At 62.5% G+C, this 25,301-nt stretch carries 25 protein-coding genes; 12 read left to right on the top strand and 13 right to left on the bottom strand.

Going from position 1 to position 25,301, the window contains the following annotated elements:
• The first annotated feature begins 120 nt into the window (after positions 1-120).
• From Q9451_RS06610 to Q9451_RS06595, 4 genes are read left to right on the top strand one after another with little or no spacing between them, the layout of a single operon-like run.
• Positions 121-1,161: an agmatine deiminase family protein gene (locus Q9451_RS06610; protein ID WP_012274161.1), complete on the top strand. Its 1,041-nt coding sequence runs from the start codon at positions 121-123 to the stop codon at positions 1,159-1,161.
• Positions 1,158-2,054 (top strand): N-carbamoylputrescine amidase, encoded by an 897-nt coding sequence (gene aguB / locus Q9451_RS06605; protein ID WP_012274162.1) that lies wholly within the window; start codon positions 1,158-1,160, stop codon positions 2,052-2,054. The genes Q9451_RS06610 and aguB overlap by 4 nt, the downstream gene beginning before the upstream one ends.
• Before the next feature lie 2 nt (positions 2,055-2,056).
• Positions 2,057-3,142: an extracellular solute-binding protein gene (locus Q9451_RS06600; protein WP_012274163.1), complete on the top strand. Its 1,086-nt coding sequence runs from the start codon at positions 2,057-2,059 to the stop codon at positions 3,140-3,142.
• A 3-nt stretch (positions 3,143-3,145) separates the two neighbouring features.
• A complete protein-coding gene (locus Q9451_RS06595; protein ID WP_012274164.1) occupies positions 3,146-4,255 on the top strand; it encodes an agmatine deiminase family protein in 1,110 nt (369 codons plus the stop codon).
• A 21-nt stretch (positions 4,256-4,276) separates the two neighbouring features.
• On the opposite strand, the gene Q9451_RS06590 is transcribed toward Q9451_RS06595, so the two are convergent.
• Positions 4,277-4,810, bottom strand: coding sequence for a cytochrome b/b6 domain-containing protein (locus Q9451_RS06590; RefSeq protein WP_080516267.1), 534 nt, complete (start codon positions 4,808-4,810; stop codon positions 4,277-4,279).
• Positions 4,807-5,073 carry a PepSY domain-containing protein gene (locus Q9451_RS06585; RefSeq protein ID WP_012274166.1) on the bottom strand — a complete coding sequence of 89 codons (267 nt, stop codon included), beginning with the start codon at positions 5,071-5,073 and terminating at the stop codon, positions 4,807-4,809. The genes Q9451_RS06590 and Q9451_RS06585 overlap by 4 nt, the downstream gene beginning before the upstream one ends.
• Before the next feature lie 175 nt (positions 5,074-5,248).
• Here Q9451_RS06585 and Q9451_RS06580 point away from each other — a divergent pair, with 175 nt between their 5' ends.
• Positions 5,249-6,427, top strand: a complete 1,179-nt coding sequence (locus Q9451_RS06580) for an acetyl-CoA C-acetyltransferase (protein WP_012274167.1) — start codon at positions 5,249-5,251, stop codon at positions 6,425-6,427.
• 84 nt (positions 6,428-6,511) lie between these two features.
• Here the strand turns inward: Q9451_RS06580 and Q9451_RS06575 are convergent, their stop codons facing one another.
• Positions 6,512-7,231 (bottom strand): SDR family NAD(P)-dependent oxidoreductase, encoded by a 720-nt coding sequence (locus Q9451_RS06575; RefSeq protein ID WP_012274168.1) that lies wholly within the window; start codon positions 7,229-7,231, stop codon positions 6,512-6,514.
• 67 nt (positions 7,232-7,298) lie between these two features.
• Positions 7,299-8,099, bottom strand: a complete 801-nt coding sequence (locus tag Q9451_RS06570) for a 5-methyltetrahydropteroyltriglutamate--homocysteine methyltransferase (protein WP_012274169.1) — start codon at positions 8,097-8,099, stop codon at positions 7,299-7,301.
• Between the two features lie 208 nt (positions 8,100-8,307).
• On the opposite strand from Q9451_RS06570, the gene Q9451_RS06565 reads away from it, so the two are divergent.
• Complete coding sequence (locus Q9451_RS06565) at positions 8,308-9,795, top strand: methylenetetrahydrofolate reductase C-terminal domain-containing protein (RefSeq protein WP_012274170.1); 1,488 nt, start codon at positions 8,308-8,310, stop codon at positions 9,793-9,795.
• Here the strand turns inward: Q9451_RS06565 and yjiA are convergent.
• The 3 genes from yjiA to Q9451_RS06550 form a co-directional block, all read right to left on the bottom strand.
• Positions 9,755-10,732 (bottom strand): GTPase, encoded by a 978-nt coding sequence (gene yjiA / locus Q9451_RS06560; protein ID WP_012274171.1) that lies wholly within the window; start codon positions 10,730-10,732, stop codon positions 9,755-9,757. The genes Q9451_RS06565 and yjiA overlap by 41 nt on opposite strands.
• A 78-nt stretch (positions 10,733-10,810) precedes the next feature.
• Positions 10,811-11,008: a YbdD/YjiX family protein gene (locus Q9451_RS06555; RefSeq protein ID WP_003251633.1), complete on the bottom strand. Its 198-nt coding sequence runs from the start codon at positions 11,006-11,008 to the stop codon at positions 10,811-10,813.
• Positions 11,009-11,025: 17 nt separating this feature from the next.
• Positions 11,026-13,092: a carbon starvation CstA family protein gene (locus tag Q9451_RS06550; protein ID WP_012274172.1), complete on the bottom strand. Its 2,067-nt coding sequence runs from the start codon at positions 13,090-13,092 to the stop codon at positions 11,026-11,028.
• 177 nt (positions 13,093-13,269) lie between these two features.
• On the opposite strand from Q9451_RS06550, the gene Q9451_RS06545 reads away from it, so the two are divergent.
• Both Q9451_RS06545 and Q9451_RS06540 read left to right on the top strand, forming a co-directional pair.
• Positions 13,270-13,635 carry a PilZ domain-containing protein gene (locus Q9451_RS06545; protein ID WP_012274173.1) on the top strand — a complete coding sequence of 122 codons (366 nt, stop codon included), beginning with the start codon at positions 13,270-13,272 and terminating at the stop codon, positions 13,633-13,635.
• Positions 13,636-13,898: 263 nt separating this feature from the next.
• On the top strand, positions 13,899-15,416 hold the full coding sequence (locus Q9451_RS06540) for a nucleobase:cation symporter-2 family protein (RefSeq protein WP_012274174.1): 1,518 nt from the start codon (positions 13,899-13,901) through the stop codon (positions 15,414-15,416).
• A gap of 107 nt (positions 15,417-15,523) precedes the next feature.
• Here Q9451_RS06540 and radA read toward each other — a convergent pair whose 3' ends face one another.
• Positions 15,524-16,894 carry a DNA repair protein RadA gene (gene radA, locus Q9451_RS06535; RefSeq protein WP_012274175.1) on the bottom strand — a complete coding sequence of 457 codons (1,371 nt, stop codon included), beginning with the start codon at positions 16,892-16,894 and terminating at the stop codon, positions 15,524-15,526.
• Between the two features lie 176 nt (positions 16,895-17,070).
• On the opposite strand from radA, the gene mscL reads away from it, so the two are divergent.
• Entirely contained in the window at positions 17,071-17,490 is a 420-nt protein-coding gene (mscL, locus tag Q9451_RS06530) for a large-conductance mechanosensitive channel protein MscL (protein ID WP_012274176.1), read from the top strand.
• 33 nt (positions 17,491-17,523) lie between these two features.
• Here the strand turns inward: mscL and Q9451_RS06525 are convergent, their stop codons facing one another.
• A complete protein-coding gene (locus Q9451_RS06525) occupies positions 17,524-18,300 on the bottom strand; it encodes a ferredoxin--NADP reductase (protein WP_041166589.1) in 777 nt (258 codons plus the stop codon).
• A gap of 210 nt (positions 18,301-18,510) precedes the next feature.
• Here Q9451_RS06525 and Q9451_RS06520 point away from each other — a divergent pair, with 210 nt between their 5' ends.
• Both Q9451_RS06520 and Q9451_RS06515 read left to right on the top strand, forming a co-directional pair.
• Positions 18,511-19,218, top strand: a complete 708-nt coding sequence (locus Q9451_RS06520; RefSeq protein ID WP_012274178.1) for an autoinducer binding domain-containing protein — start codon at positions 18,511-18,513, stop codon at positions 19,216-19,218.
• Positions 19,219-19,314: 96 nt separating this feature from the next.
• On the top strand, positions 19,315-20,439 hold the full coding sequence (locus tag Q9451_RS06515; protein WP_012274179.1) for a methyltransferase: 1,125 nt from the start codon (positions 19,315-19,317) through the stop codon (positions 20,437-20,439).
• Positions 20,440-20,556: 117 nt separating this feature from the next.
• Here Q9451_RS06515 and Q9451_RS06510 read toward each other — a convergent pair whose 3' ends face one another.
• From Q9451_RS06510 to Q9451_RS06500, 3 genes are read right to left on the bottom strand one after another with little or no spacing between them, the layout of a single operon-like run.
• Positions 20,557-20,712: a DUF2474 domain-containing protein gene (locus Q9451_RS06510; protein ID WP_012274180.1), complete on the bottom strand. Its 156-nt coding sequence runs from the start codon at positions 20,710-20,712 to the stop codon at positions 20,557-20,559.
• Positions 20,713-20,721: 9 nt separating this feature from the next.
• Entirely contained in the window at positions 20,722-21,729 is a 1,008-nt protein-coding gene (gene cydB, locus Q9451_RS06505) for a cytochrome d ubiquinol oxidase subunit II (RefSeq protein WP_012274181.1), read from the bottom strand.
• 3 nt (positions 21,730-21,732) lie between these two features.
• Complete coding sequence (locus tag Q9451_RS06500) at positions 21,733-23,169, bottom strand: cytochrome ubiquinol oxidase subunit I (protein ID WP_012274182.1); 1,437 nt, start codon at positions 23,167-23,169, stop codon at positions 21,733-21,735.
• A gap of 344 nt (positions 23,170-23,513) precedes the next feature.
• On the opposite strand from Q9451_RS06500, the gene Q9451_RS06495 reads away from it, so the two are divergent.
• Entirely contained in the window at positions 23,514-24,743 is a 1,230-nt protein-coding gene (locus Q9451_RS06495) for an MFS transporter (RefSeq protein ID WP_012274183.1), read from the top strand.
• Between the two features lie 25 nt (positions 24,744-24,768).
• Here the strand turns inward: Q9451_RS06495 and Q9451_RS06490 are convergent, their stop codons facing one another.
• Positions 24,769-25,248, bottom strand: a complete 480-nt coding sequence (locus Q9451_RS06490) for a GNAT family N-acetyltransferase (protein WP_012274184.1) — start codon at positions 25,246-25,248, stop codon at positions 24,769-24,771.
• Positions 25,249-25,301 lie beyond the last annotated feature (53 nt).

Below are 25,301 nucleotides of genomic sequence, written 5' to 3'. Positions count from 1 at the left end.
CTAATCAGATATGCGCTAAATCTATCGTTTGTCGCCAGCCAAACCTAGCCATAGCATGGACACCAACACCCGCGACGGCGGGCTTCGTTGATAAAAATCCTTAATAGATCGGAGTTCACTATGCACCTGTCCCTCAACAGCGGCTGGCGTATGCCTGCCGAATGGGCCCGCCACGCGGCAACCTGGATGGTCTGGCCACACAACCAGGCCGTATGGGAAAGCGGCTGGCACGTGCGCCTGGCCGATGTACAACAGGACTACGCCCGTGTCGCAGCGGCCATCGCCCGTTTCGAACCGGTAAAGATGGTGGTCGACCCCTCCGCCATGGCCAGCGCCCGCGCCTTGTGCGGCGCCAATATCGAGCTGATCGAACTGGCCGTGGACGACAGCTGGTGCCGTGACAGCGGCCCAAGCTTCGTCTGCCACCCACAGCATGGCCTGGCCGGCCTGAGCTGGCGTTTCAATGCCTGGGGCGGCAAGTCGCACCACAGCCTGGACCGCAGCCTTGGCCGACGCATGCTCGACCAGCTGGGCCTGGACGGTTTCAGCACGTCCCTGTGCAACGAAGGTGGGGCGATCCATGTGGATGGCGAAGGCACACTGATCACCACCGAATCGGTGCTGCTCAACCCTAACCGTAACCCAGGCATCAGCAAGGCTGAATTCGAGGCCTGTTTCGCCCGCTACCTGGGCATCAGCAAGACCATCTGGCTGCCGGGTGACCCGCAGTACGTCACCAGTGACATGACCGACGGCCACGTCGATGGCGTATGCGCCTTCGCCCGCCCAGGCGTGCTGCTGGTCGACGCCACCCATGAGCAACACTCGGTGTACGCCGAGGTGGTGCGGGAAAACCGCCGCGCCCTGGAACTGGCCACCGACGCCCAAGGCCGCCATTTCGAACTGCTCGACCTGTACGAGGCCAGCGCCGCCGTCGATCAGAATGCCGAGGTGTTCTGCGCGTCCTACACCAACTTCTACATCGCCAACGGCGCGATCATCATGCCGGCCTATGGCATCGCTGCCGACCAGGAGGCCGCTGCGCAGCTGGGCCACGCCTTCCCAGGCCGGGAGATCGTGCCGGTGCGCATTGACCACATCGCCTACGGCGGTGGCGGCATTCATTGCATCACCCAGCAGCAGCCCGAGGTGCAGCCATGAGCCAGTTGCGTATCGCCACCACGCAGATGCCGTGCAGTTGGAACCTGCCCGACAACCTCGACCGCGCCGAGCAACTGGTACGCCAGGCCGCTGCCAAGGGCGCCCAGGTGATCCTGCTGCAGGAGTTGTTCGCTACCCCGTACTTCTGCATCGAGCAGAATCACCAGCACCAGGCCCTTGCCCAGCCCTACCCCGACAGCCCGATCCTGCAGCGCTTCGCCGCGCTGGCCGGCGAGCTGGGCGTGGTTCTGCCGCTGAGCTGGTACGAGCGCGCCGGCAATGCCTTCTTCAATTCGCTGACCGTGGCCGACGCCGATGGCCGCCTGCTCGGTGTGTACCGCAAGACCCACATCCCCAACGCCATCGGCTACCAGGAGAAGGAATACTTCAGCCCTGGCGACACCGGCTTCAAGGTCTGGGATACCGCCTTCGGGCGCTTGGGCATCGGTATCTGCTGGGATCAGTGGTTCCCCGAAACCGCTCGCTGCCTGGCCCTGATGGGCGCCGAGGTGCTGCTGTTCCCCACCGCCATCGGCTCCGAGCCGGGCTGCGCCGAACTGGACTCTCGCGACCATTGGCAGGTCGCCATGCGCGGCCATGCCGCCGCCAACCTGCTGCCGGTGGTGGCAGCCAACCGCGTGGGCGAGGAAGTTGCCGCCAGCGATGCAGCGCTAGCCATGCGCTTCTATGGCTCATCGTTCATCTGCGACCACAAGGGCGCCATGCTCGCCGAAGCCGACCGCGACAGCAGCGGCATCTGGCTGCATGACCTGGACCTGGCCGGCATGCGCGAAGACCGCCTGAGTTGGGGCATCTTCCGTGATCGCCGCCCGGAAATGTACGCAACGCTGCTGACCCTGGACGGTACACACCCACACAGCCTGAGGGCCTGAGCATGAAACACCACGTTCTAGCCGCATTGGCACTGGCCGCCTGCGCTGGCCAGGCACTGGCCGAACAGCCGGTGCTGCGCCTGTACAACTGGGCCGACTATTTTGCCGAGGACACCCTCAAGCAGTTCACGGCCGAAACCGGTATTCAGGTGATCTACGACGTGATGGACGGCAGTGAAGTGCTCGAAGCCAAGCTGATGTCCGGGCGCAGTGGTTACGACCTGGTGTTCCCCGGCGATACCGTTGCAGAGCGTTTGATGCGCGCTGGCAGCCTGCAGCCACTGGACCACAGCCGCCTGGAGGCGCTCGACGATATCGAGCCCGGCCTGCGCAAGCTGCATGCCCAATACCCCAAGGCCAGCCAGGCCACGGTGCCCTACACCTGGGGCACCATCGGCCTGACGGTGAACGCCGACAAGGTTCGCCAGCGCATGCCTGGTGCACCGCTGGACAACCTCGACTTGCTGTTCAAGCCGGAGCTGGCGGCCAAGTTCGCTGACTGTGGTATCTCGGTCATCGACTCGCCCGATGAAGTGCTGGCCGTAGTACTCAACTACCTGGGCCGCGAACCACGCAGTGCCAAGCGTGAGGACCTGGCCGCCGCCAGCGAACTGCTCAAGGCGATACGCCCGTATGTGCGCAAGTTCCAGTCCCAGCCGGTGACCGAATTGGTCAACGAGAACTTGTGCCTGTCACTGGGCTACAGCGGCGATGTGATCCAGGCCCAGCGTACCGCCGAGTCCGCTGGCAAGCACCTCGACTTCCAGTACCGCGTACCGCGCCAAGGCACCACGGTGTGGATGGACACCATGGCCATTCCGGCCGATGCCAGGCACCCGGAATACGCCTATCGTTTCATCAACTTCGTCATGCGCCCGGCGAACATGGCTGCCATCAGCAACTTCACCGGCTACCCCACGGCCAGCGCCAAAGCGCGCCAGGCGGTGGACCCACGCATGCGCGACAACCCCGATATCTATCTCGACGAAGCCACCTATGCCCGGCTGATTCCGGGCCGGGATATTCCACAGGCCGACATGCGGGCACGCATGCGTGTGTGGACGCGCTTCAAGACTGCACAGGACTGAACCATGCCAAGCCGTAGAACCTTCCTGCAACTGTCGTTGGCCGCCGGCCTCGGCGCTGGCCTTGGCCTGCCCCTGGGGCTGGCCCGTGCCGAAGAACCGGGGCGCTGGTTCATGCCTGACGAGGGCGAATTGCAACAGCGCGCCTTCATCGCCTTTGGCGCCCAGGATGCGATCTGGGAGGACTTCACCGCCGACGTGCAAGCCGCACTCGGTCGCATTAGCCAGGCCATCGCGCGTTATCAGCCGGTGACCGTGTTCTGCCGCGCCAGCGAGCGCCAGCTGGCCGAGCAGCACTGTGGCCACCACAACACACATTTTGTCGAATGCCAACTGGATGACATCTGGATGCGCGACATCGGTGCCAATTTCGTCGTCGACGATGACGGCGCCCTGGCGGCGGTGGACTTCAACTTCAATGGCTGGGGCAACAAGCAGCGCCACCGTAACGATGCCCAGCTGGCCAAACGCGTTGCCACCCTGGCCAACGCGCGCTACCAGCGCAGCGAGCTGGTGGGGGAAGGGGGCGCCATCGAGGTGGACGGGCACGGCACCGGCATCATGACCGAGAGCAGTTGGGTCAATGCCAACCGCAACCCGGACTGGAGCAAAGCCGAGGTCGAGGCCGAGCTGAAGGCGCGGCTGGGCCTGAGCAAGATAATCTGGCTGCCGGGCATCGCCGGGGAAGACACCACTGATGGGCATGTGGATTTCTACGCCCGCTTCGTGCGGCCGGGTGTGGTGATTGCCAACCTGGACAACGACCCGGACTCCTATGACCACGCCGTGACGCGTAAACACCTGGAAATCCTGAAGCAGGCCACCGATGCCGAAGGCCGTAAACTGCAGGTTCACGTGGTGTCACCGCCGCTGCGCGGGCGGCGTAACAAGTTCAGCAAAGGTAATGACGACTTTGCAGCGGGGTACATCAATTACTTCGTGATCAACGGCGCGATCATCGCACCGCAGTTCGGTGATGCGCAGGCGGATGAGAAGGCCCGAGCACTGCTGGCGGCGTTGTATCCAGGGCGGGATATCGTGCAACTGGACATCGATGCCATCGCGGCTGGAGGTGGGGGGATTCACTGTGTGACCCATCAGTGCCCGGCCGTTTGAATGAGGTTGCCTGGCCTGGCCTCAATCACGACGCCGCCGGCGCCCGGTGATCATCGACAACGGCAAGTTTTCGCGCAGCAGCACGCTTTCGTAGATGGCCGCCAGCACATGCACACACACCAGCGCCAGCACCGCATTGGCCAACCAACCGTGCAGGTCGGTCGGCCAATCGGCGCCCCACAGTGCATCCACTTCCTGCGACGCCCAACCAGTCAGGCCCAGGCCAGCGATACCCGCCAGCATCAACAGCATCACCAAGGCGCCAATCGGCGAGTGCCCCAGACGATGGCAAGGCTCCCCACGCAGCACCTTGCGCGCGTGCCCGGCCACGCGTGCCGGGGTTGGCCAGAAGTCGGCCCAGCGCGCACTGGCTGGCCCGACAAAGCCCCAGACCACGCGCACCACGACGCACGCCAGTGCGTAGTAGCCCAGCCACTGGTGCCAGTCATCGCCCTCTTCGTTGAAAAAGTAGTTGGCGAAGAACACCGCTGCGATCGACAGGTGGCACAGCCGCAGGAGGGGATCCCACAGCCGCACCATGCCGTCGCTGTTCAATCGTGGTACTCGGACTTGACCGCTTTGCCGGTCACCGGGTCATGATAAATCTCGACCTTGCGACCGTCCTTGTCGAACCCATAGATCTCGTAGCAATTGCCCTTGGTAACCTTGAACTTGTTGATCTTGTAGCCCTGCTCCTTGAGCTGGGCCTGGAACTTTTCCTGGTCTTGCCAGGTGCTTTTATCCGCGGTGGTGCATTGGGTGGCGGCGAATGCTGTGCTGCTGCCGATCAGGAGGGTCAGTGCGATCAGGATGCGCATGGGTATGGGCTCCATTGGGTTGAGTGAAACAGCACGAAATTCAGCTTAGTTGGGGAGGACGCCAAGTGCCCATTGATTTGTTTTTCATATCAATCCGAAAGAAAAACAAACTTAACAAATAAGCCAAACCCGCCGATGCTGGTGGCACTACGCCTATTGCCCGGAGAACAACAACATGAACGACGTGGTTATCGTCGCCGCAACCCGTACCGCCATTGGCAGCTTCCAGGGCGCCCTGGCCTCCGTGCCTGCGGTCGACCTCGGCGCCGCCGTGATCAAGCGGCTGCTGGAGCAGACCGGGCTGGACCCGGCGCAAGTCGACGAAGTCATCCTCGGCCAGGTGCTCACCGCCGGCGCCGGGCAGAACCCGGCGCGCCAGGCTGCGATCAAGGCCGGCCTGCCCTTCAGCGTACCGGCCCTGACCCTGAACAAGGTCTGCGGCTCGGGCCTCAAGGCCCTGCACCTGGCCACCCAGGCCATCCGCTGCGGCGACGCCGAGGTGGTGATTGCCGGTGGCCAGGAGAACATGAGCCTTGCTCCCTACGTGATGCCCTCGGCCCGTACTGGCCAGCGCATGGGCCATGGCCAACTGATCGACAGCATGATCACCGATGGCCTGTGGGATGCGTTCAATGACTACCACATGGGCATCACTGCCGAGAACCTGGTGGACACGTACAGCCTCACCCGCGAACAGCAGGATGCCTTTGCCGCCGAATCGCAGCGCAAGGCGGTGGCGGCGATCGAGGCCGGCCGCTTCGACGCGGAAATCACCCCCATCCTGCTGCCACAGAAAAAGGGCGAGCCCAAGGTCTTCGCCCGTGACGAGCAGCCACGCCCGGACACCACCGCCGAGTCCCTGGGCAAACTGCGCCCGGCCTTCAAGAAGGACGGCAGCGTCACTGCGGGCAATGCCTCCAGCCTGAATGACGGCGCCGCCGCCGTGTTGTTGATGAGCGCGGCCAAGGCCAAAGCCCTGGGCCTGCCAGTGCTGGCGAAGGTCGCCGCCTATGCCAGTGCCGGGGTAGACCCGGCGATCATGGGTATCGGCCCGGTTTCGGCGACCCAGCGTTGCCTGGACAAAGCCGGTTGGCAGTTGGCCGAACTGGACCTGATCGAAGCCAACGAAGCCTTTGCCGCACAGGCGCTGGCCGTGGGCAAGGCGCTGGAGTGGGATGCCGCGCGGGTCAACGTGAATGGCGGAGCGATTGCCCTGGGCCACCCGATTGGTGCTTCCGGGTGCCGCGTGCTGGTGACCTTGCTGCACGAGATGATCAAGCGCGATGCCAAGAAAGGCCTGGCGACCTTGTGCATTGGCGGTGGGCAAGGTGTGGCACTGGCGATCGAGCGCTGATCTCAGATTGAGTAGAACAGGCTAGGCCCTTTCGCGGGGTTACCCGCGAAGAGGCCGGGCCTGCTTGAACACCACTCTCAGGCTTCAGAACCGCTCATCGGCAATCGCCGGCAAGGTCAGCTCCCGCACATAACTGGCCGCCGAAAGCTCCAGCAGCGTGCGCACCATCAGCACCACATCGTGCAGCGGTATCAGCCCCCCTTCCCCACGCGCGGCAGCCTCTTCCACCGGCACATCCAGGCCGTCTTCGGTATTGAGGTACCCAAGGTTCAGGCACGTCACCCCAAGGCCTTGCCCTCGATAGCCTTCACGCAATGCTTCGGCGATGCCGCGCAGGCCGAACTTGGAGGCAGCGAAGGTCACTTCTGGGCGACCGCTTTGGGGCAGGCCGGAAGTGGAACCGGTCAGGATGATCCGTGGTTTTTCGCTTTCGAGCAGCAGCGGCAGCAGCCGTTTGACCAGCAGGATGGTGGCGGTGATGTTGCAGTCGACCATGCGCTGCAGCGCTGCGTCACAGTCATCAAGGAAGCTGTAGTGGTCTTCGAACGCTTCGGCCTCCCACAGGCCGAGGTTATAGATCAGCGTATCCACGCCACCCTCAGCCAGCACTCGGGCTATCGACTCTACTGCAGCGGCAGGCTGGCCTAGATCGGCCTCGATCCACTGGGCGTCAATACCCTTGCCGACATTCACTGCCGCGGGTTTGCTGCGCGACACCCCAATCAACGTATCGCCGGGTTTGCCCAACCCTTCCATGAAAGCCTTGCCCAGGCCTTTACTGGCGCCGACTACCAGAACACGCATCGCATCACTCCCTGTCGATTTGATCGGAGTCGGCATTCTAGGGGGTTTTAAGCGCCCGTGGCGATGATCAAGCCGCAGCTCGGTTTTCGTCCAGCGCAGCTGCCAGCACGGCCACTTCCTGGCACTTCTGCACGGCCACTTCCACCGGGCTGCGCGACAACGAGCAGGCCGGCGCCAGCCATAGCCGCTCCCCCAGACGCTCATGGGCATCGTGCAGCAGGCCCAGGGTTTCTCCCAAGTCGCAAGCAGCTGCAGTGCGGCCGTCGACCAGGCCCAGCGACAACACCTTGTAGGTCGGTAGGCGGTCCAGAAGGGTCTGGTACTGCTCGGGTGCCTGTACCAGGTCGACATGCAGGCCATCGACAGGCAGGTTCACGGCCAGGCCGAGGTTGCCGTCAAGGCCACCGTAGTAGGTGGCAATCAGCTTTTTCAGCGGCGCGCGCTGAAGAATGTTGTAGACGCGCTCGTAAGCGTTTTTCCAGTCCTGCGGCAGGTCTTCGGCGAGAATCGGTTCATCGATCTGCACCCACTCCACGCCCATTGCAGCCAGGCGGTTGAGGTACTGATCGTACAGCGGCAGCAGGCGCTCGAGCAGTTCCAGCGTTTCGATGCTGCCGTTGTTTTCGCCCTGCCACAGATAAGTCAACGGGCCGATCACCACTGGCTTGACCGCATGGCCCAAGGCCTTGGCTTGTGCCACTTCATCAAAAAGCTGCGCCCAGCTCAGGTCGAACGGTTGATCATGCCAGGCAAAGTCACCCACTGGCAGCAATTGGATGCCGGCATCACGCTGAGCCTGCCAGTGACGGGCACGCGCCTCGCGGTCACCGCTGATGTGTGGAAAGCCCAGGTTGTGTGCCAGTGCCATGTTTTGTCCCTTAACCTGCATAAATGAATGAGAGGGATTTTCCGGCGGATAAACGCTTGAGACAAACTCATTAAATTTGAGATGAACCCAAGATTTCTTCATGATCATGCTGATGTCTCATTCAGAGCATCACCCTGCGCATTCGGACATGACCCCGCCCGCCTTCTGCCGCACAATGCCACCCTGACCACACCGGGTGCCCAGCCACATGAGCCTGCTGAAAACCGCGCTGCGCGAAAAGAACTTCGTCTGCGTCATGGAATTCGTCCCCAAGCCTTCGGCTGAACGCTTCGCCGCCATGGAAGCGATCTTGGCCCGTGCGCACCTGTGCGGCTGGCCGATGACCGTGGCCATCGGCGATCGCGTCGGCAGCCCGCTGGACATGTCGCCGCTGGACGCCCTCGCCTCGTTCGCCAACCCTGTGCCTGCCCTGCCGCATTTTTCCGGCAAGGATCGCGAACGCCATCACCTGCTCGCGCAACTGCAGCGTATGGACGCCGCAGGCCTCGATCAGCTGTTGCTGCTTACCGGCGACCGCCTGCCCGGCCATGAACCAGGCCTGCGCCCGGTGCGCTACCTGGAATCGGTCGCCGCCCTGCAGATTGCCCGCCAAGCCTGTCCGCACTGGCTGCTGGGCGCGGCACTGAACCCGTTCAAGTACCACGAGGAAGAAGGCGGCGCCCAGTATTTCAAGGCCGAGAAAAAGCTGGCGGCTGGGGCTGACTTCTTCACCCTGCAACTGGGCTTTGATGCCGCCAAGCACCAGGAAGCCATGCTTTGGATGCGCCGCCAGCCCACGCCCAAGCCCATGCTGGCCTGCCTCATGAGCCTCACCCACGGGCGCGCGACGATGCTCGACCATGTGGCCGGCGTCACCGTCACCCCGTCCATGCGCGACATGCTCGAAGCGGAGACCGCGCTGTCCAAGGTATTTGCCCAGGCGCGCAGTGTTGACCGCCTGGCCTTGCAGATCATCGGTGTAAAGCTGATGGGCTACGCCGGTGTGCACCTCTCAGGGGTGCACGAACTCAAGCAGTTGCTGGCCCTGGAAGCCCGTATCGAGCACTGGCAAACCCGGGTTCACACGCTGGAGCAATGGGCGCCCGCCTGGCAGGCCAGCTGGCAGATGCCCGGCCTGCCGGCAGTGATCTTCCATCCGCCGCAGGCGAGCTGGCGCCAGGGCGAGTCACAGGTCGATGCCACGTTCAAGGAGAAAGCGCGCTATCACCTGATGCACGGCATGCATTCACTGCTGTTCAGCCGCCGCAACGGCCTGAGCAAGGCATTTGGCTGGGCGGTGCGCCAGCCTCTATGGGCTACGCGCCTTGGCGCACTGGTGCTGCACAAGGTGGAGCGTGCTGTGAAACGGCCACTGGTGGGTTGCGATACCTGTGGCCGCTGCCGCCTCGAAGATACCTTGTACGTCTGCCCAGAAACCTGCCCCAAAGGCCTGGCCAATGGCCCCTGCGGTGGAACCGCCCTGAACCGCTGCGAGTTCGGCGACCGCGAGTGCATCCACAGCGTCAAGTACCGCACCGCCAAAGCCGTGCGGCAAACTGCCGTGCTGACCGAGCGGCTGATCCCGTGCATCGAGGTCGAAACCCGCCACCGCAGCTCCTGGCCGCAGTGGTTCGCAGCGCAGACGCCGCGGCGGCTCAGCCCGCAGCCAACGCCTCGAAGCCAGCCCGAATCGTAGCTTCGGGTAATTCATCGGCGATGAACACCATCACACTCTCGCGCGTTTCGCCAGCGCCCCACTCGGCGTCCCAATCGAAGCCATAGAGCTTGAGCACACCTTGGAATACCAGCTTGCGCTCTTCGCCGGCAATGTTCAGCACGCCCTTGTAGCGCAACAGTTGTGTGCCGTGGGTTTCCAGCAGTTCGTTCATGAAGCCGCTGAGGCGATCGATATCCAACGCAGTGTCCGTGCGCAGCACCATCGTGGAGATACGGTCCGGCGTGGCGGGTTTGAGCACCGGGCGCAGTGTCAGTTTCAAGTTCGCACCCAGGTCAGGGTTGAGGTTGAAACCTCGCACATCCAGTAGTTCAGCCAGGTCGATGCATCCGTGTTCAACCACCCGGATCGCGGCCCGACCATTGATGCGGGCCAGGCGCTCGCGCAGCGCGTCTACCGCAGCCGGCTCGACCAAGTCTGTCTTGCTCAGCAGCAAGCGATCGGCAAAGCCGACCTGGGCCTGAGCGATGGTCTGGGTCAGGTGCAGTTCGGCATGCGCGGCATCGACCAGGGTGATGATGCCGTCGAGGATGTAGCGCTCACGCAGTTCCTCGTCGATGAAGAAGGTTTGCGCTACCGGCGCCGGGTCGGCCAGGCCGGTGCATTCGATCACCAGGCGGTCGAAGGCGATTTCCCCGGCATCCAGGCGCTCGAGCAGCAGGTACAGGGCGCGGGTCAGGTCGCCATGGATGCTGCAACACACACAACCGTTGGCCAGGGTCATCACCTGCACCGGCTGGTCGCCCAGCAATTGGCTGTCAATGCCGGCCTCACTGAATTCGTTTTCGATCACCGCGAGCTTCAGGCCGTGCTCGGCCTTGAGCATGTGCTTGAGCAAGGTGGTCTTGCCGGCACCGAGGAAGCCCGTGAGGACGGTTACGGGAATAGGCGTCTGCACGCAGAAAGTCTCCTGAATCTGAAAATGACTGTGGGAGCCGGTTACCCAGGCTCCCACAGGTTCACACGTGTCGCAGGCTCAACAGCACTTGGGCCCGGACTTGCCGCCGTAACGCGCTTCTTGCCGTTCGCGGAAGAACGCTTCGTAGCTCATCACCGGCTTGTCCGGGTGCGTCTTCTGCATGTGCTCGACATAGTTGTCGTAGTCGGGCATGCCGACCATCAGGCGGGCTGCCTGCCCCAGGTATTTTCCCAGTCGACCCAAGTCGTTGAACATAACTGCAGTCCTCTCGATTACGCGTCAGGCAACGCCTGGAACGGGGTTTCCTTGTCGGTGCGCTCCTTGCGGCCCAGGGCGGCGTAGCCGACCTTGATGGCGAAGAACAGGATGCTGAAGACCACCAGCAGGAACAGAATCGTCAGGCCCGCGTTGGTGTAGGCGTTGAAGATCACGTGCTGCATCTGCCCGATGTCCTTGGCCGGGGCCAGCACTTGGCCTGCGTCCAGCGCGGTGCTGTACTTCTTGGCCAGGGCCAGGAAGCCAACCGCCGGGTTCGGGTCGAACAGCTTGATCAGGCCAGCAGCAGTGGTGCAGATCAGCAGCCAGACGGCCGGCAGCAGGGTGACCCAGATGTAGCGCTGACGCTTCATCTTGATCAGCACCACGGTACCGAGCATCAAGGCGATACCGGCCAGCATCTGGTTGGAGATGCCAAACAGCGGCCACAGGGTGTTGATGCCGCCCAGCGGGTCGATCACGCCCTGGTAAAGCAGGTAGCCCCAGAGTGCCACGCAGCCAGCGGTGGCGAGCAGGTTGGCACCCCACGATTCAGTGCGTTTGAGTGCTGGCACGAAGCTGCCCAGCAGGTCCTGCAGCATGAAGCGCCCGGCTCGGGTACCGGCGTCCACTGCGGTGAGGATGAACAACGCCTCGAACAGGATCGCGAAGTGGTACCAGAAGGCCATGGTGTTTTCACCTGGCAACACCTGGTGCAGGATCTGCGCGATACCGACCGCCAAGGTAGGCGCACCACCAGCACGGGCCAGGATGGTGTGCTCGCCGATGTCACGGGCGACGGCTTCAAGCTGCTCGGGTGTAATCAGGAAGCCCCAGCTGCTGACTGTCTGCGCCACCGACGCTACGTCTGCACCGACCACGGCAGCCGGGCTGTTCATGGCGAAGTACACGCCAGGCTCGATCACCGAAGCGGCGACCATGGCCATGATGGCGACGAACGATTCCATCAGCATGCCACCGTAGCCGATGTAGCGGGCGTTGGTTTCGTTATCCAGCAGCTTGGGGGTGGTCCCCGAGGAAATCAGCGCGTGGAAGCCGGACACCGCACCACAGGCAATGGTGATGAACAGGAACGGGAACAGGGTGCCCTTCCACACAGGGCCCGTGCCGTCGGTGAACTGGGTCAGCGCCGGCATTTTCAGCTCGGGGGCAATGATCAGGATACCGATGGCCAGGCCCACGATGGTGCCGATCTTGAGGAAGGTCGACAGGTAGTCACGTGGTGCCAGCACCAGCCAGACCGGCAGCACGGCGGCGACAAAGCCGTAGCCCACCAGCATCCAGGTGATCTGCACCCCGGTGAAGGTGAACGCCGGGCCCCATACCGGGTCCGCAGCGATCACGCCGCCCAGCCAGATAGACGCCAGCAGCAGCACTACGCCAACCACCGAGATCTCGCCAATGCGGCCCGGGCGGATGTAGCGCATGTAGATGCCCATGAACATCGCGATCGGGATGGTCGCCATCACCGTGAACATGCCCCACGGGCTTTCGGCGAGGGCCTTGACCACGATCAACGCCAACACCGCGAGGATGATGATCATGATCAGGAAGCAGCCGAACAGGGCGATGGTCCCCGGAATGCGGCCCATCTCCTCGCGCACCATGTCGCCCAGCGAGCGACCATTGCGGCGGGTAGACATGAACAGGACCATGAAGTCCTGCACCGCACCGGCCAGCACCACGCCGGCAATCAGCCACAACGTGCCGGGCAAGTAGCCCATTTGCGCGGCAAGTACCGGGCCGACCAAGGGGCCTGCGCCCGCGATGGCGGCGAAGTGGTGACCGAAAAGAATGTGTTTGTTGGTCGGAACGTAGTCCAGACCGTCGTTGTTGAGCACCGCCGGGGTGGCACGGCGAGGGTCGAGTTGCATCACCTTGGTGGCGATGAACAAGCTGTAGTAACGGTAGGCAACCAGGTAAATGGCCACCGCCGCGACCACGATCCACAAGGCGTTGATTGCCTCGCCGCGACGCAGGGCAACCACACCCAGCGCGCAGGCCCCTATGACTGCCAGCGCCAACCACGGAATGTGGCGTAGCAGGCTATTATTGTTGTTCATGGTTAGCTTCCAGCTGGTGGATTGGAAAGACCGCCCACCGAGTCTAGGGCGAGTCATCGCGCATTGCCACACTTGCTTTGGTCTAGAGCCTCTGCGGCCAGATTGCGGTACCTGATGCACATAACATTCTAACTATAGTCAGGATGTCACCTTAGGACCTACCCAAGGATCCATGCCATGAGCGATCACGACGAACGCCGCCGTTTCCAGCGTATCCAGTTCGACGCCCCGACCAGGCTTTGCCAGGGCGAACGTTGCTGGGAGGTGAAACTGCTCGACCTGTCCCTCAAAGGCCTGCTGGTCGAAAGCCCGAAAACCTGGGATCCCGACCTGAGCCAGGATTTCGAAGCCTACATCGTGCTCAACGACGAAGTGACCGAGGTGCAAATGCAGGTCGAACTGCGCCACGAAGAACCGAGCCGGCTGGGCTTCATCTGCCTGTACATCGACATCGATTCGATGAGCCATTTGCACCGTCTTGTGGAATTGAACGTGGCCGACAGCACCGAAATGATGCGCGAGCTGCGCGAACTCATCGAATAATGAAATCTCTTAGCTAGCTAATATCATTCCCACCGAGTGTTTCCTGTCTACCCAGACAGCTTTAAGCCTGGGTAGCAGAACTTTGTACACAGCTTTCCAATACAGCTTCTGACAAGTTGGTACGCCTTCTGCATTGGGATTTAGCACCCCATGCGGTCGTATCTGTGCGCGCTCCGATCAAAATATTGTATACAATTCTTGTGGCAATCATTTGAGGTAAGTGTCTACAGTAGCGGCACAACAATAAACAGAGAGCCTGCTCCATGACTACGTCCCCTAGCACGTCTCCCGCCAAGCGCCCCGAGGATGAAAACCTCGGCCTTGGTGCCAACCTGGCTTATGGTCTGCAGCATGTGTTGACCATGTACGGGGGGATCGTCGCGGTACCCCTGATCCTGGGGCAGGCCGCGGGCCTGAACGGTGCCGAAATCGGCATGCTGATCGCCGCCTCGCTGTTTGCCGGTGGCCTGGCCACCCTATTGCAAACCCTTGGCCTGCCGTTCTTCGGCTGCCAGTTGCCGCTGGTGCAGGGCGTGTCGTTCGCCGGTGTGGCGACCATGGGTGCGATCCTCAGCAGCGAGGGCGGCGGTGGCCTGCCTGGCGTGCTTGGCGCGGTCATGGCGGCGTCGCTGATCGGCTTCCTGATCACCCCGGTGTTCTCGCGCATCACCAAGTTCTTCCCTCCCCTGGTGACCGGCATCGTCATCACCACCATCGGCCTGACCCTGATGCCAGTGGCCGCACGCTGGGTGATGGGTGGCAACAGCGCCTCGCCAGAGTTCGGCAGCGTGGCCAACATCGGCTTGGCCGGGTTGACCTTCGCCATCGTGCTGCTGCTGAGCAAGCTGGGCAGCGCGACCATTTCGCGCCTGTCGATCCTGCTGGCCATGGTGATCGGCACACTGATCGCCTGGTCGCTGGGCATGGCCGACTTCAGCAAGGTCACCGAAGGCCCGATGCTGGCCTTCCCCACGCCGTTCCACTTCGGCATGCCGGAGTTTCACATCGCCGCGATCCTGTCGATGTGCATCGTGATCATGGTAACCCTGGTGGAAACTTCGGCCGACATCCTCGCCGTGGGTGAAATCATCGACACCAAGGTTGACTCCAAGCGCCTGGGCAACGGCCTGCGTGCCGACATGGCATCGAGCATCCTGGCGCCGATCTTCGGCTCGTTCACCCAGAGCGCGTTCGCCCAGAACGTCGGCCTGGTGGCCGTGACCGGGGTCAAGAGCCGCTACGTGGTGGCCACCGGTGGTGTGATTCTGGTGGTACTCGGCCTGCTGCCGATCATGGGCCGGGTGATTGCCGCCGTGCCTACCCCGGTACTGGGTGGCGCTGGCATCGTGCTGTTCGGCACCGTGGCGGCCAGCGGTATCCGTACTTTGTCCAAGGTCAGCTACAAGAACAACGTCAACCTGATCATCGTCGCGGCCTCGCTGGGCTTCGGCATGATCCCGATTGCCGCGCCGACCTTCTACCACCACTTCCCGAACTGGTTCGAGACCATCTTCCACTCGGGCATCAGCTCGGCGGCGATCATGGCCATCTTGCTGAACCTGATCTTCAACCACTTCACCACCGGCAACTCGGAAAACCAGTCGGTGTTCGCTGCGGCGTACGAGCGCACCATCCAGTATTCGGACATTTCCGCGCTGCGTGATGGCGACTACTTCAAGGACGGCAAGCTGTTCGATGCCGAGGGTAACGAAGTGCCGATGCTGGAGCTGGACGAGCATGGCAATGAAACGGTCAGGCGCGCAGCGGTTGCCGAGCATTGACTGCTGACTGAGCGGTGAGGTGGAGGGGGCCGATGCGCATCATCGGCCCCTTTTTCGTTTGCCTGTTCTGGCCTATCGCCGTCGATAGGGCCAGAACAGGCTACAAGTTACTCGAACAATGCATCCAGGGCTTGCTCCAGCCGGGTCACGGCAATCACCTGCAACCCCGCCGGTGGCTCTTTCGGCGCATTGCCCTTGGGCACGATGGCCCGCTTGAAGCCGTGCTTGGCCGCTTCCTTCAAGCGCTCCTGGCCACTGGGCACCGGCCGCACCTCACCCGACAGGCCGATCTCGCCAAACACCAGCAGACCATGGGCCAGCGGCCGATTGCGCAGGCTGGACATGACCGCCGCCAGCAGCGCCAGGTCCGAAGCCGTTTCCAGCACCTTCACCCCACCCACCACGTTGAGGAACACGTCCTGGTCATGGGTAGGAATACCGCCATGACGGTGCAGCACCGCCAGCAACATGGCCAGGCGGTTCTGGTCCAGGCCCAGGGTTACCCGCCGCGGATTGGCCAGATGGCTATCGTCGACCAGCGCCTGCACTTCAACCAGCATTGGCCGGGTGCCCTCCCAGGTAGCCATTACCACGCTGCCTGGCACTTCTTCCTGGGTACGGTTGAGGAAGATCGCCGACGGGTTGGACACTTCTTTAAGACCACGGTCGGTCATGCCGAACACGCCCAGCTCGTTGACCGCGCCAAAACGGTTCTTCACCGCCCGTAACAAGCGCAGACGGCCATCGGACTCGCCTTCGAAATACAGCACGGTATCGACCATGTGCTCCAGTACCCGCGGGCCGGCCAGCGAGCCTTCCTTGGTCACGTGGCCGACCAGGAAGATCGCCGTGCCGCTCTGCTTGGCGTAACGCACCAGCAACGCCGTGCTTTCGCGCACCTGGGCCACGCCGCCGGGGGCCGATTGCAGCTGCTCGGTGAAAATCGTCTGGATCGAGTCGATCACCATCACCCTGGGTTTCTCGACGCGTGCCGTAGCGATGATGGTCTCGATGCAGGTTTCGGTCATTACCTTGAGCTGGTCCTGGGGCAGGCCCAGCCGCCGTGAGCGCATGGCAACCTGTTGCTGCGACTCCTCACCGGTGACATACAGCGCCGGCATGCCGACGGCGATGTTGCACAACGTTTGCAACAAAATGGTCGACTTGCCGATACCGGGGTCACCACCAATCAGCACCACAGAGCCATCCACCAGGCCACCGCCCAGTACGCGGTCCAGTTCAGTACTGCTGGTGGTGAAGCGCGGGATTTCTTCGACGCTGACTTCGGCCAAGGTCTTGATCTGTGCCTGCTGCCCGGTCCAACCCGCGCGGCCGCTGCTGGGCGCTGCGGCGCCGCCGCTTTCGATCATGGTTTCGACCAGCGTGTTCCAGGCCCCGCATTCGCCGCACTGGCCGGCCCATTTGGGGAAGGTCGCGCCGCACTCGGTGCAGCCATACAAGCGCTTGGCCTTGGCCATGGGTGGGGTCTCCTGGAAAAAATCGCCATGATAGCCGAGCAGGACGTGTCTCGAACGCTTCGGGATGCGACAAAACTATTCGTTCTAACTGCAGTCAGTAGCCCTGAACACAACGCATGAAGCGTTTTAGTGGCTTACACTGCGTTAACCTTACCTTTTGTTACAAGGAACCAAACATGGGCATGCTCAACGAGTTCAAGGCTTTCGCGGTCAAAGGCAATGTCGTCGACATGGCGGTCGGTATCATCATCGGCGCGGCCTTCGGCAAGATCGTCTCGTCCTTCGTCGGTGACGTGATCATGCCACCACTGGGCCTGCTGATCGGTGGTGTGGACTTCAGCGACCTGGCCATTACCCTGAAGGCTGCCGAAGGTGACGTACCAGCGGTAGTGCTGGCGTATGGCAAGTTCATCCAGACCGTGATCGACTTCGTGATCGTGGCCTTTGCCATCTTCATGGGGGTGAAGGCGATCAACAGGCTCAAGCGTGAGGAAGCCGTGGCGCCGACTACGCCGCCGGTGCCTTCGGCTGAAGAGACACTGCTGACCGAGATTCGCGACTTGCTCAAGACGCAGAATCAGAATCGCTTGCCGTGAGGTAGCAGGGGGCTGCCTTGCAGCCCCCTGGCCTTACCAGTAGTTTTCGACCGCTACCTGCCCTGGCCGCTTGCTCAGGCTCAGTTGCAGGTCACGCGCTTTCAGCACTTTACGGGTTTCGTCGATCATTTCCGGGTTACCGCACAGCATCACCCGTGAATGCTCTGGCGACAGCGCCAGCCCCGCCGCCTTCTCCAGTTCACCATTCTCGATCAACGTGGTAATGCGCTGGTTCAACGCCCCTGGGTGTTGTTCACGGGTCACCACCGGAATGAACTGCAACTTGCCCGCATGCTCCGCCAGGTACTCGCGTTGCTCCAGCCCGGCGATTTCATCTACGTAGGCCAGCTCTTTGGCTTCGCGCACCGAGTACACCAGCTTGATGTTGTCGAAACGCTCCCAAGCCTCGAAGTCCTGCAGGATCGACATGAACGGCGCAATGCCCGTACCCGTGGCCAGCAGCCACAGGTCGCGACCACCGACGAAACGGTCGAGGGTGAGGAAACCGAAAGCCTGACGGTCGATCAGCAAGGTATCGCCCGCACCCAGCCGGCTAAGCTCGCTGGTGAACTCGCCACCGGGTACCACGATGGAGAAAAAGTCCAGATGCTCATCATGGGGCGCGCTGACCATTGAATAGGCGCGCCACACCACGCTGCCATCGGCCTTGGTCACGCCAAGGCGGGCGAACTGACCGGAACGAAAGCGGAACCCCGCATCGCGCGTAACCCGCAGGCTGAAGAGGTTCGGCGTCAGCGGCTGAACATCGAGCAGGGTCTGGCGGGTGAACTTTTCGGCGCTAGCGGTCATATCGGGCTCCAGGGTTGGCGTGTGCACAGTGTCGCTTAAAGTGGCTTGGATAAAAACCACCGCTTTGTAGGGCCTCACCAGGGGGGATCGTGCCGAACTGGCAGAAAACCCTAAGTGCTATAACAAAAAAATCCCAACACTAAGGTAGGACTTTCCTACAATCATCGGGTACCCAAATGGATTGGATCCTACGCCCCGAGGAATGTCTCGATGCTTCACTGGAAACCCGAGCATCTTCATGCGTTCGTCAGCGAGCGCAACCCGCAGAAGCTGTTCGACATCGCAGTCCATCTGGCTCAGGAGCTGGGCATGGATTACCTTGGGCTGAATATCCGCATCCAGATCGCCACGCAAACACCAAGGCTGTACCTCTACAGCAACTACCCAAGTGAGTGGATCGAGCGCTATCAGCGCGACGATTTCTACAAGCAGGACCCGGCAGCGCACATGAGTCACAGTTCGACCACCCCCGTACTATGGACTGACGACCTATACCGAGACGCCCCTCAATTTCGCGAAGCGGCCTGTCAGCACGGCTTGCGTCACGGCTGGACGCAATCACTGCACGACCTGCAGCACAACGAAAGCCAGATCAGCGTGGCCAGACCTGCCGAAAAGATCGACATCGTCGAGCTTTATGACAAGGCCGGCAGCGTCCAGTGGCTGTGCCATACCCTGCATGCCGTGCTTGGCGAACACCACCTGAACGCACTGTGCCCACCTCAACCAAGAATGAGCGAGCGTGAACTAGAAGTGCTGAAATGGTCGGCTGCCGGCAAGACCGCTGCCGACGTTGCCTGCATCCTGTCGCTTTCGCAAAGCACGGTGAACTTCCACATCCGCAGCGTGATCACCAAGACCAACGCTGCCAACAAGGCTGGCGCCATCGCCATCGCCGCCCTGCGTGGCTGGATCTGACCTTCACACCTGCGACCTTGGGCAAAGCCCTGTAGAATCGCCCGGCAAAGCCCGGAGCGAACCGCAACGGGCAGTTTCGTACCCGAGCCAGACGCCATGCCCCTGTTGACCACCCCCTACGCCGAACTCGACCTGATCCGCCAGCCGGAGCAGGCCAACGACCCGCTGCAGGCCTTCGATGCCGCCGACGAGTACCTGCTTGCGCAGTTGCACGAACAGGCCCCTGACGCCAACTGCCGGGTACTGGTGCTCAATGACAGCTTCGGCGCCCTGGCCGTCAGCCTGGCGGGCCGCCTGCAGGTGGTCAGCAGCGGTGACTCACATCTGGCGCACCTTGGCCTGGAAAAGAACCTGACGCGCAACGGTTTGACGTTCGATAGCGTGCCGTTCGTGCCCGCCAGCGAGCACTGGCAAGGCCTCTTCGACCGAGTGCTGGTGCGCGTGCCCAAGACCCTGGCCCTGCTTGAAGAACAACTGATCCGCCTGCAGGGCCACCTGGCGCCTGGCGCGCAGGTGATTGCCGGGGCCATGATCAAGCACCTGCCACGGGCGGCCGGTGACCTGATGGAGAAGTACATCGGCCCTGTGCAGGCTTCGCTGGCACAGAAGAAGGCCCGCTTGCTGACGGCAACGGTGGCCGAACGCCCGCTCGCCCGCTCACCCTACCCTAGCCGCTACCACCTCGACGCGCCGGCGCTGGAGTTGGTCAACCACGCCAACGTGTTTTGCCGTGAGGGGTTGGATATCGGCACAAGGGCGTTCCTGCCCCACTTGCCCCGCGACCTGGGCAACGCGCGGGTAGCGGACCTGGGCTGCGGCAACGGCGTGCTGGCGATTGCCAGCGCCCTGGGCAACCCGGACGCTGAGTACACCTTGGTCGATGAGTCGTACATGGCCGTGCAATCAGCGCAGGAGAACTGGCGAGCTGCACTGGGCGAACGTGCCGCCAATTTCGTCGCGGCCGATGGGTTGGCCGGGGTAGAGAAACAATCGCTGGACGTGGTGCTGTGCAACCCGCCGTTCCACCAGCAGCAGGTGGTGGGGGACTTCCTTGCCTGGCGCATGTTCCAGCAGGCGCGAGAAGCGCTGGTGGTGGGTGGGGCGCTGTACATCGTGGGCAACCGCCACCTGGGCTATCACAGCAAGCTGGCGCGGTTGTTCCGAGGGGTTGAGCAGGTGGCGGCTACGCCCAAGTTCGTCATTCTGAAAGCCCGCAAATAAGAGCCCGCGCCGCCCCTGTGGGAGCGGGCTTGCCCGCGAACACCGGCGAAGCCGGTGCCATCTATCGCGATGCCTGCTTCGCGGGCACGCCCGCTCCCACAGGCGCCCCCGCTGCTCTCAATGGGTGGTCAATCCCGCAGCCCCCATGAACAGCCGCATCACCCATGCCGCCACGCCCAGCGCGGCAACACTCATCGCCCAAATCAGCAGTAGCCAACCCAGCCGCTGCCACAGCGGTTTCTTGTCTTCCAAGCCATGTTTGCCCGTCATCATGCGGCCCTCCTAGTGATAACCGTCTTCGTGGGTCACCTTGCCGCGGAACACGTAGTAGCTCCAGAAGGTGTACATCAGGATGAACGGCAGGATGAACAGGGTGCCCACCAGCATGAAACCTTGGCTTTGCGGGGGCGCTGCGGCCTCCCAGATCGAGATCGACGGCGGGATGATGTTCGGCCACAGGCTGATGCCCAGGCCACTGTAACCCAGGAAGATCAACACCAGGGTGAGCAGGAACGGCGTGTAGTGTGCATTGCGCGCTACCGCCTTCAGCAGCCCGTAGAAGGTCACCAGCACCAGCAGCGGCACCGGCATGAACCAGAGCAGGTTTGGCATGCTGAACCAGCGGTCGGCGATTTGCGGGTAGGCGATGGGGGTCCACAGGCTGACGATACCGATCACCGCCAGCAGCACCAGCGCCAGCGGCCGGGCCATGTCGTGCATCTTCTGTTGCAGCGGCCCTTCGGTCTTCATGATCAGCCAGGTGCACCCCAACAACGTGTAGGCAACGATCAGCCCCAAACCACAGAACAGACTGAACGGGGTAAGCCAGTCGAGTGTGCCACCGGCGAAATGGCGGTCGACCACTTTGAAGCCTTCGAGGAAGGCACCCAACGCCACACCCTGGAAGAAGGTGGCGACCAACGACCCCCAGATGAATGCCTTGTCCCAGATATGCCGCTTGTCGGCCTTGGCCTTGAAGCGAAACTCGAAGGCCACGCCACGGAAGATCAAACCGATCAACATCAGGATAAGCGGCAGGTACAAGGCCTCGAGAACGACCGCGTAAGCCATCGGGAAAGCCCCGAACAGCCCCGCCCCGCCCAGGATCAACCAGGTTTCGTTGCCGTCCCACACTGGCGCGACAGTGTTCATCATCACATCACGGTCCTGCTCGCCCTTGACGAAGGGGAACAGCATGCCGATGCCCAGGTCGAAACCGTCCATCACCACGTACATCATGACGCCGAAAATGATGATCACGGCCCAGATCAGCGGAAGGTCGATACCCATGGCTCAGTTCCCCTTGTTCAGGCTGGCAGAGGTGGCCTCTCGGCCATCATCGGCGGCGGACAACGGCCGCGCCGGCGTGCGTTTCTGGCCAGGGCCACCCGGTGTGTGCTCGTCACCTTCCCCGGTCTGCGGCCCTTTGCGCACCAGGCGCATCATGTAGCCAAGGCCGGTGCCGAACAGGGCGAAATACACCACCACGAAGGCCACCAGGGTGAAACCAAGCTGGGCGTAGCTGTGGTTGGACACGCCGTCAGCCGTGCGCATCAGGCCATACACCACCCAAGGTTGGCGGCCGATTTCGGTGGTGAACCAGCCGGCCAGCAGCGCGACCAGCCCAGATGGGCCCATCCACAGGGCCACATGCAGGAACGGGCGCGAGCTGTACAGCGTGCCGCGCTTGCGCAACCACAGGCTCCACAGGCCGACGAAGATCATCAGGAAGCCGAGCCCGACCATGATCCGGAACGACCAGAACACGATGGTCGAGTTAGGCCGGTCCTCGGGCGGGAACTCCTTCATCGCCGGCACCTGCTTGTCCAGGCTATGGGTCAGGATCAGGCTGCCCAGCGCGGGAATCTCGACCTTGAAGCGGGTAGTCTCGGCCTTCATGTCGGGGATGCCGAACAGAATCAGCGGGGTCGGCTCGCCGGGTACGTTCTCCCAGTGGCCTTCGATCGCGGCAATTTTCACCGGTTGATGCTTGAGCGTGTTGAGGCCATGGAAGTCGCCAATCACCGCCTGGATCGGGGCGACGATAAGCGCCATCCACATGGCCATCGACAGCATCTTGCGCACGGCCGGGTTGTCACGCCCGCGCAGCAGGTGCCAAGCCGCCGAAGCACCGACGAAGAACGCGGTGGAAACGAACGCGGCTGTGGCCATGTGCATCAGGCGGTAGGGGAACGAGGGGTTGAACACCACTGCAAACCAGTCCACCGGCACCACCCGGCCATCGATGATCTCGTGGCCTTGTGGGGTTTGCATCCAGCTGTTGGAGGCAAGGATCCAGAACGTCGAAACCAGTGTGCCGAGCGCCACCATCACCGTGGAGAAGAAGTGCAGGCCACGGCCGACGCGGTTCCAGCCAAACAGCATGACACCCAGGAAGCCCGCCTCGAGGAAGAACGCAGTGAGAACTTCGTAGGTGAGCAGCGGGCCGGTGACGGCGCCGGCAAAGTCGGAGAAGCGGCTCCAGTTGGTGCCGAACTGGTAGGCCATGACCAGGCCAGAGACCACGCCCATGCCAAAGTTGACGGCGAATATCTTCGACCAGAAATGATAGAGATCACGGTAGACCTGGTTGTGGGTCCTCAGCCAGAGGCCTTCGAGGACTGCCAGGTAGCTCGCCAAGCCAATGGTGATGGCCGGGAACAGGATGTGGAACGACACGGTAAAGGCAAACTGCATTCGGGCGAGCTCTAAGGCCTCTATTCCGAACATGGTGCTTCCTCTTCAGATAATCCGGCGTCCGGGCTTGTGGCCCCAGTCGCCCACTGCCCCCACTGGGTCGAGTACGGCGCGTTGGAATTGTTCTGTTCGATCGCAGGGATTTCGGCCCAAGGGCCCGATCGTTACATCTGGAACGATTGATCCAGATCAACGACTGCTAGGAAGCATAGTCCCGAATGGCCTGACGGGCCGTGTGGTTGATTGCCGCGTGACCGGTTGCCCCACCCTCTTTCATAAACCGTGGAAAAGTGCCGACCTGGGCAAACAGTAACCGTTTGTTACAAACAGATGATACGCTGCGCACCCCTCTACTGCGCCGAGGCCCCTGGTTTCCGATGTCCGATTCCGCACCGCAGTTGTTGCGTCACCACCGCCCTTTCCTGGCCTTCTGGCTGGCCCGCGTGTTCACCGCCAGCGGCTTCCAGATGCTCACCGTGGCCATTGGCTGGCACCTCTACCAGTTGACCGGCAATGTGCTGGACCTGGGCCTGGTCGGTCTGGTCGAATTCGCCCCACGGGTGTTGTTCATGTTGCACACCGGGCATGTCGCCGACCGCTATGACCGGCGCAAGGTCGCTGCCTTGTGCCAGAGCCTGCAGGGGCTGATTGCCCTGGCGCTGGCGGTGGGCAGCGCGACCGACAACGTCACCCGCGAACTGATCTTTGCCCTGGCCTTCCTGCTCGGAGCCACGCGCTCGTTCGAAATGCCGGCAACCCAGGCCTTGTTGCCCAATGTGGTGCCACCTGGGCTGTTCCCGCGGGCGGTGGCGGCTTCGGCGTCGGCCACCCAGTCGGCCACCATCGTGGCGCCGGCTGTGGGCGGTTTCCTGTATGCGTTCGGCAGCATCTGGGTGTACGGCCCGACCGTTGCCCTGTACGCCATTGCCTGTGTGCTGACCCTGAGCCTGCAGGCACGCGGCCAAGTCGCCCAACGTGGGCGCGCCAGCATCGAATCGCTGCTGGCCGGCATCCGCTTCATCCGCAGCCGGCCCGATATCCTCGGCGCCATCTCGCTGGACCTGTTTGCAGTGTTGCTGGGCGGGGCCACCGCGCTACTGCCGGTGTTCGCCAAGGACATCCTGCTGACCGGCCCGATGGGCCTTGGCCTGCTACGTTCGGCACCCGCGGTGGGGGCGTTGCTGATGTCGCTGTGGCTGGCACGCTTCCCGTTCGAGCGCAAAGTCGGGCGGACCATGTTCACCGCCGTTGGCGTGTTCGGCGTGGCGACCATCGCCTTCGGCCTGTCGACCTCGTTCTGGTTCTCGCTGGCGGTGCTGGTGGTGCTGGGCGCGGCGGACATGATCAGCATGGTCATTCGCAGCTCGTTCGTGCAACTGGAGACACCGGATGAAATGCGCGGGCGGGTGAGTGCAGTGAACGGCTTGTTCATCGGTGCCTCGAACCAGCTCGGTGAGTTCGAATCGGGGGTGACGGCGCACTGGTTTGGCACAGTGCCGGCGGTGGTGATGGGCGGGGTGGGCACCTTAGTGGTGACCGGGGTATGGATAAAGCTGTTCCCGACCCTGGCCAAGCGCGATCAACTGCACAGCAAGCCCACCAACTGAACGCCGTGGCCCGATCGCAGGCCGCTCAGAGCATCAAGGTCATGCAACGTTCATGGCCGCTGCGGGCCGTGTAGCCATCGCCACTGTCCATCCAGCCGGTGGCGCGGTACAAACCCAACGCCGCATGGTTGTCGCGGTCCACTGACAATTGCAGGCATTCGACATCCGGCCACATCGCGCGCACCACTGCCGGCAAGGCCTGCATACACCCACGGCCCAAGCCACGCCCCTGCAAGCGTTTGTCGACCTGCAAGGCCGTTATCATCGCCGCACCAGGCTTGGCCCAGGCGGGTAGAAATGCCCCGCACTGAAGCAACAGCAACCCCTGCGGCACGCTGTCGAGCACAATCACCAGTGCACGCCGTTGATCGCTTTTGCAGTTGAGCAGCAGATACAACGCACTGGCCACATCACCGGCATGGCGTTGCTGCGCTGGGTGCAGCTGGATATCGAGCAATTGGGCGCGCTGGGCCTGGTTCAGGTCACGGTAGTCAATCAACTGCACAGCGCTGCTCCCACGAGGCCGCATGCCGCGCGGCGCAGAATCGGCAGTATATC

The organism is Pseudomonas sp. NY8896 (genome assembly GCF_039634505.1).
The sequence above is the reverse complement of the archived record's forward strand: the minus strand, read 5'-3'. Positions and strand labels throughout refer to the sequence as shown.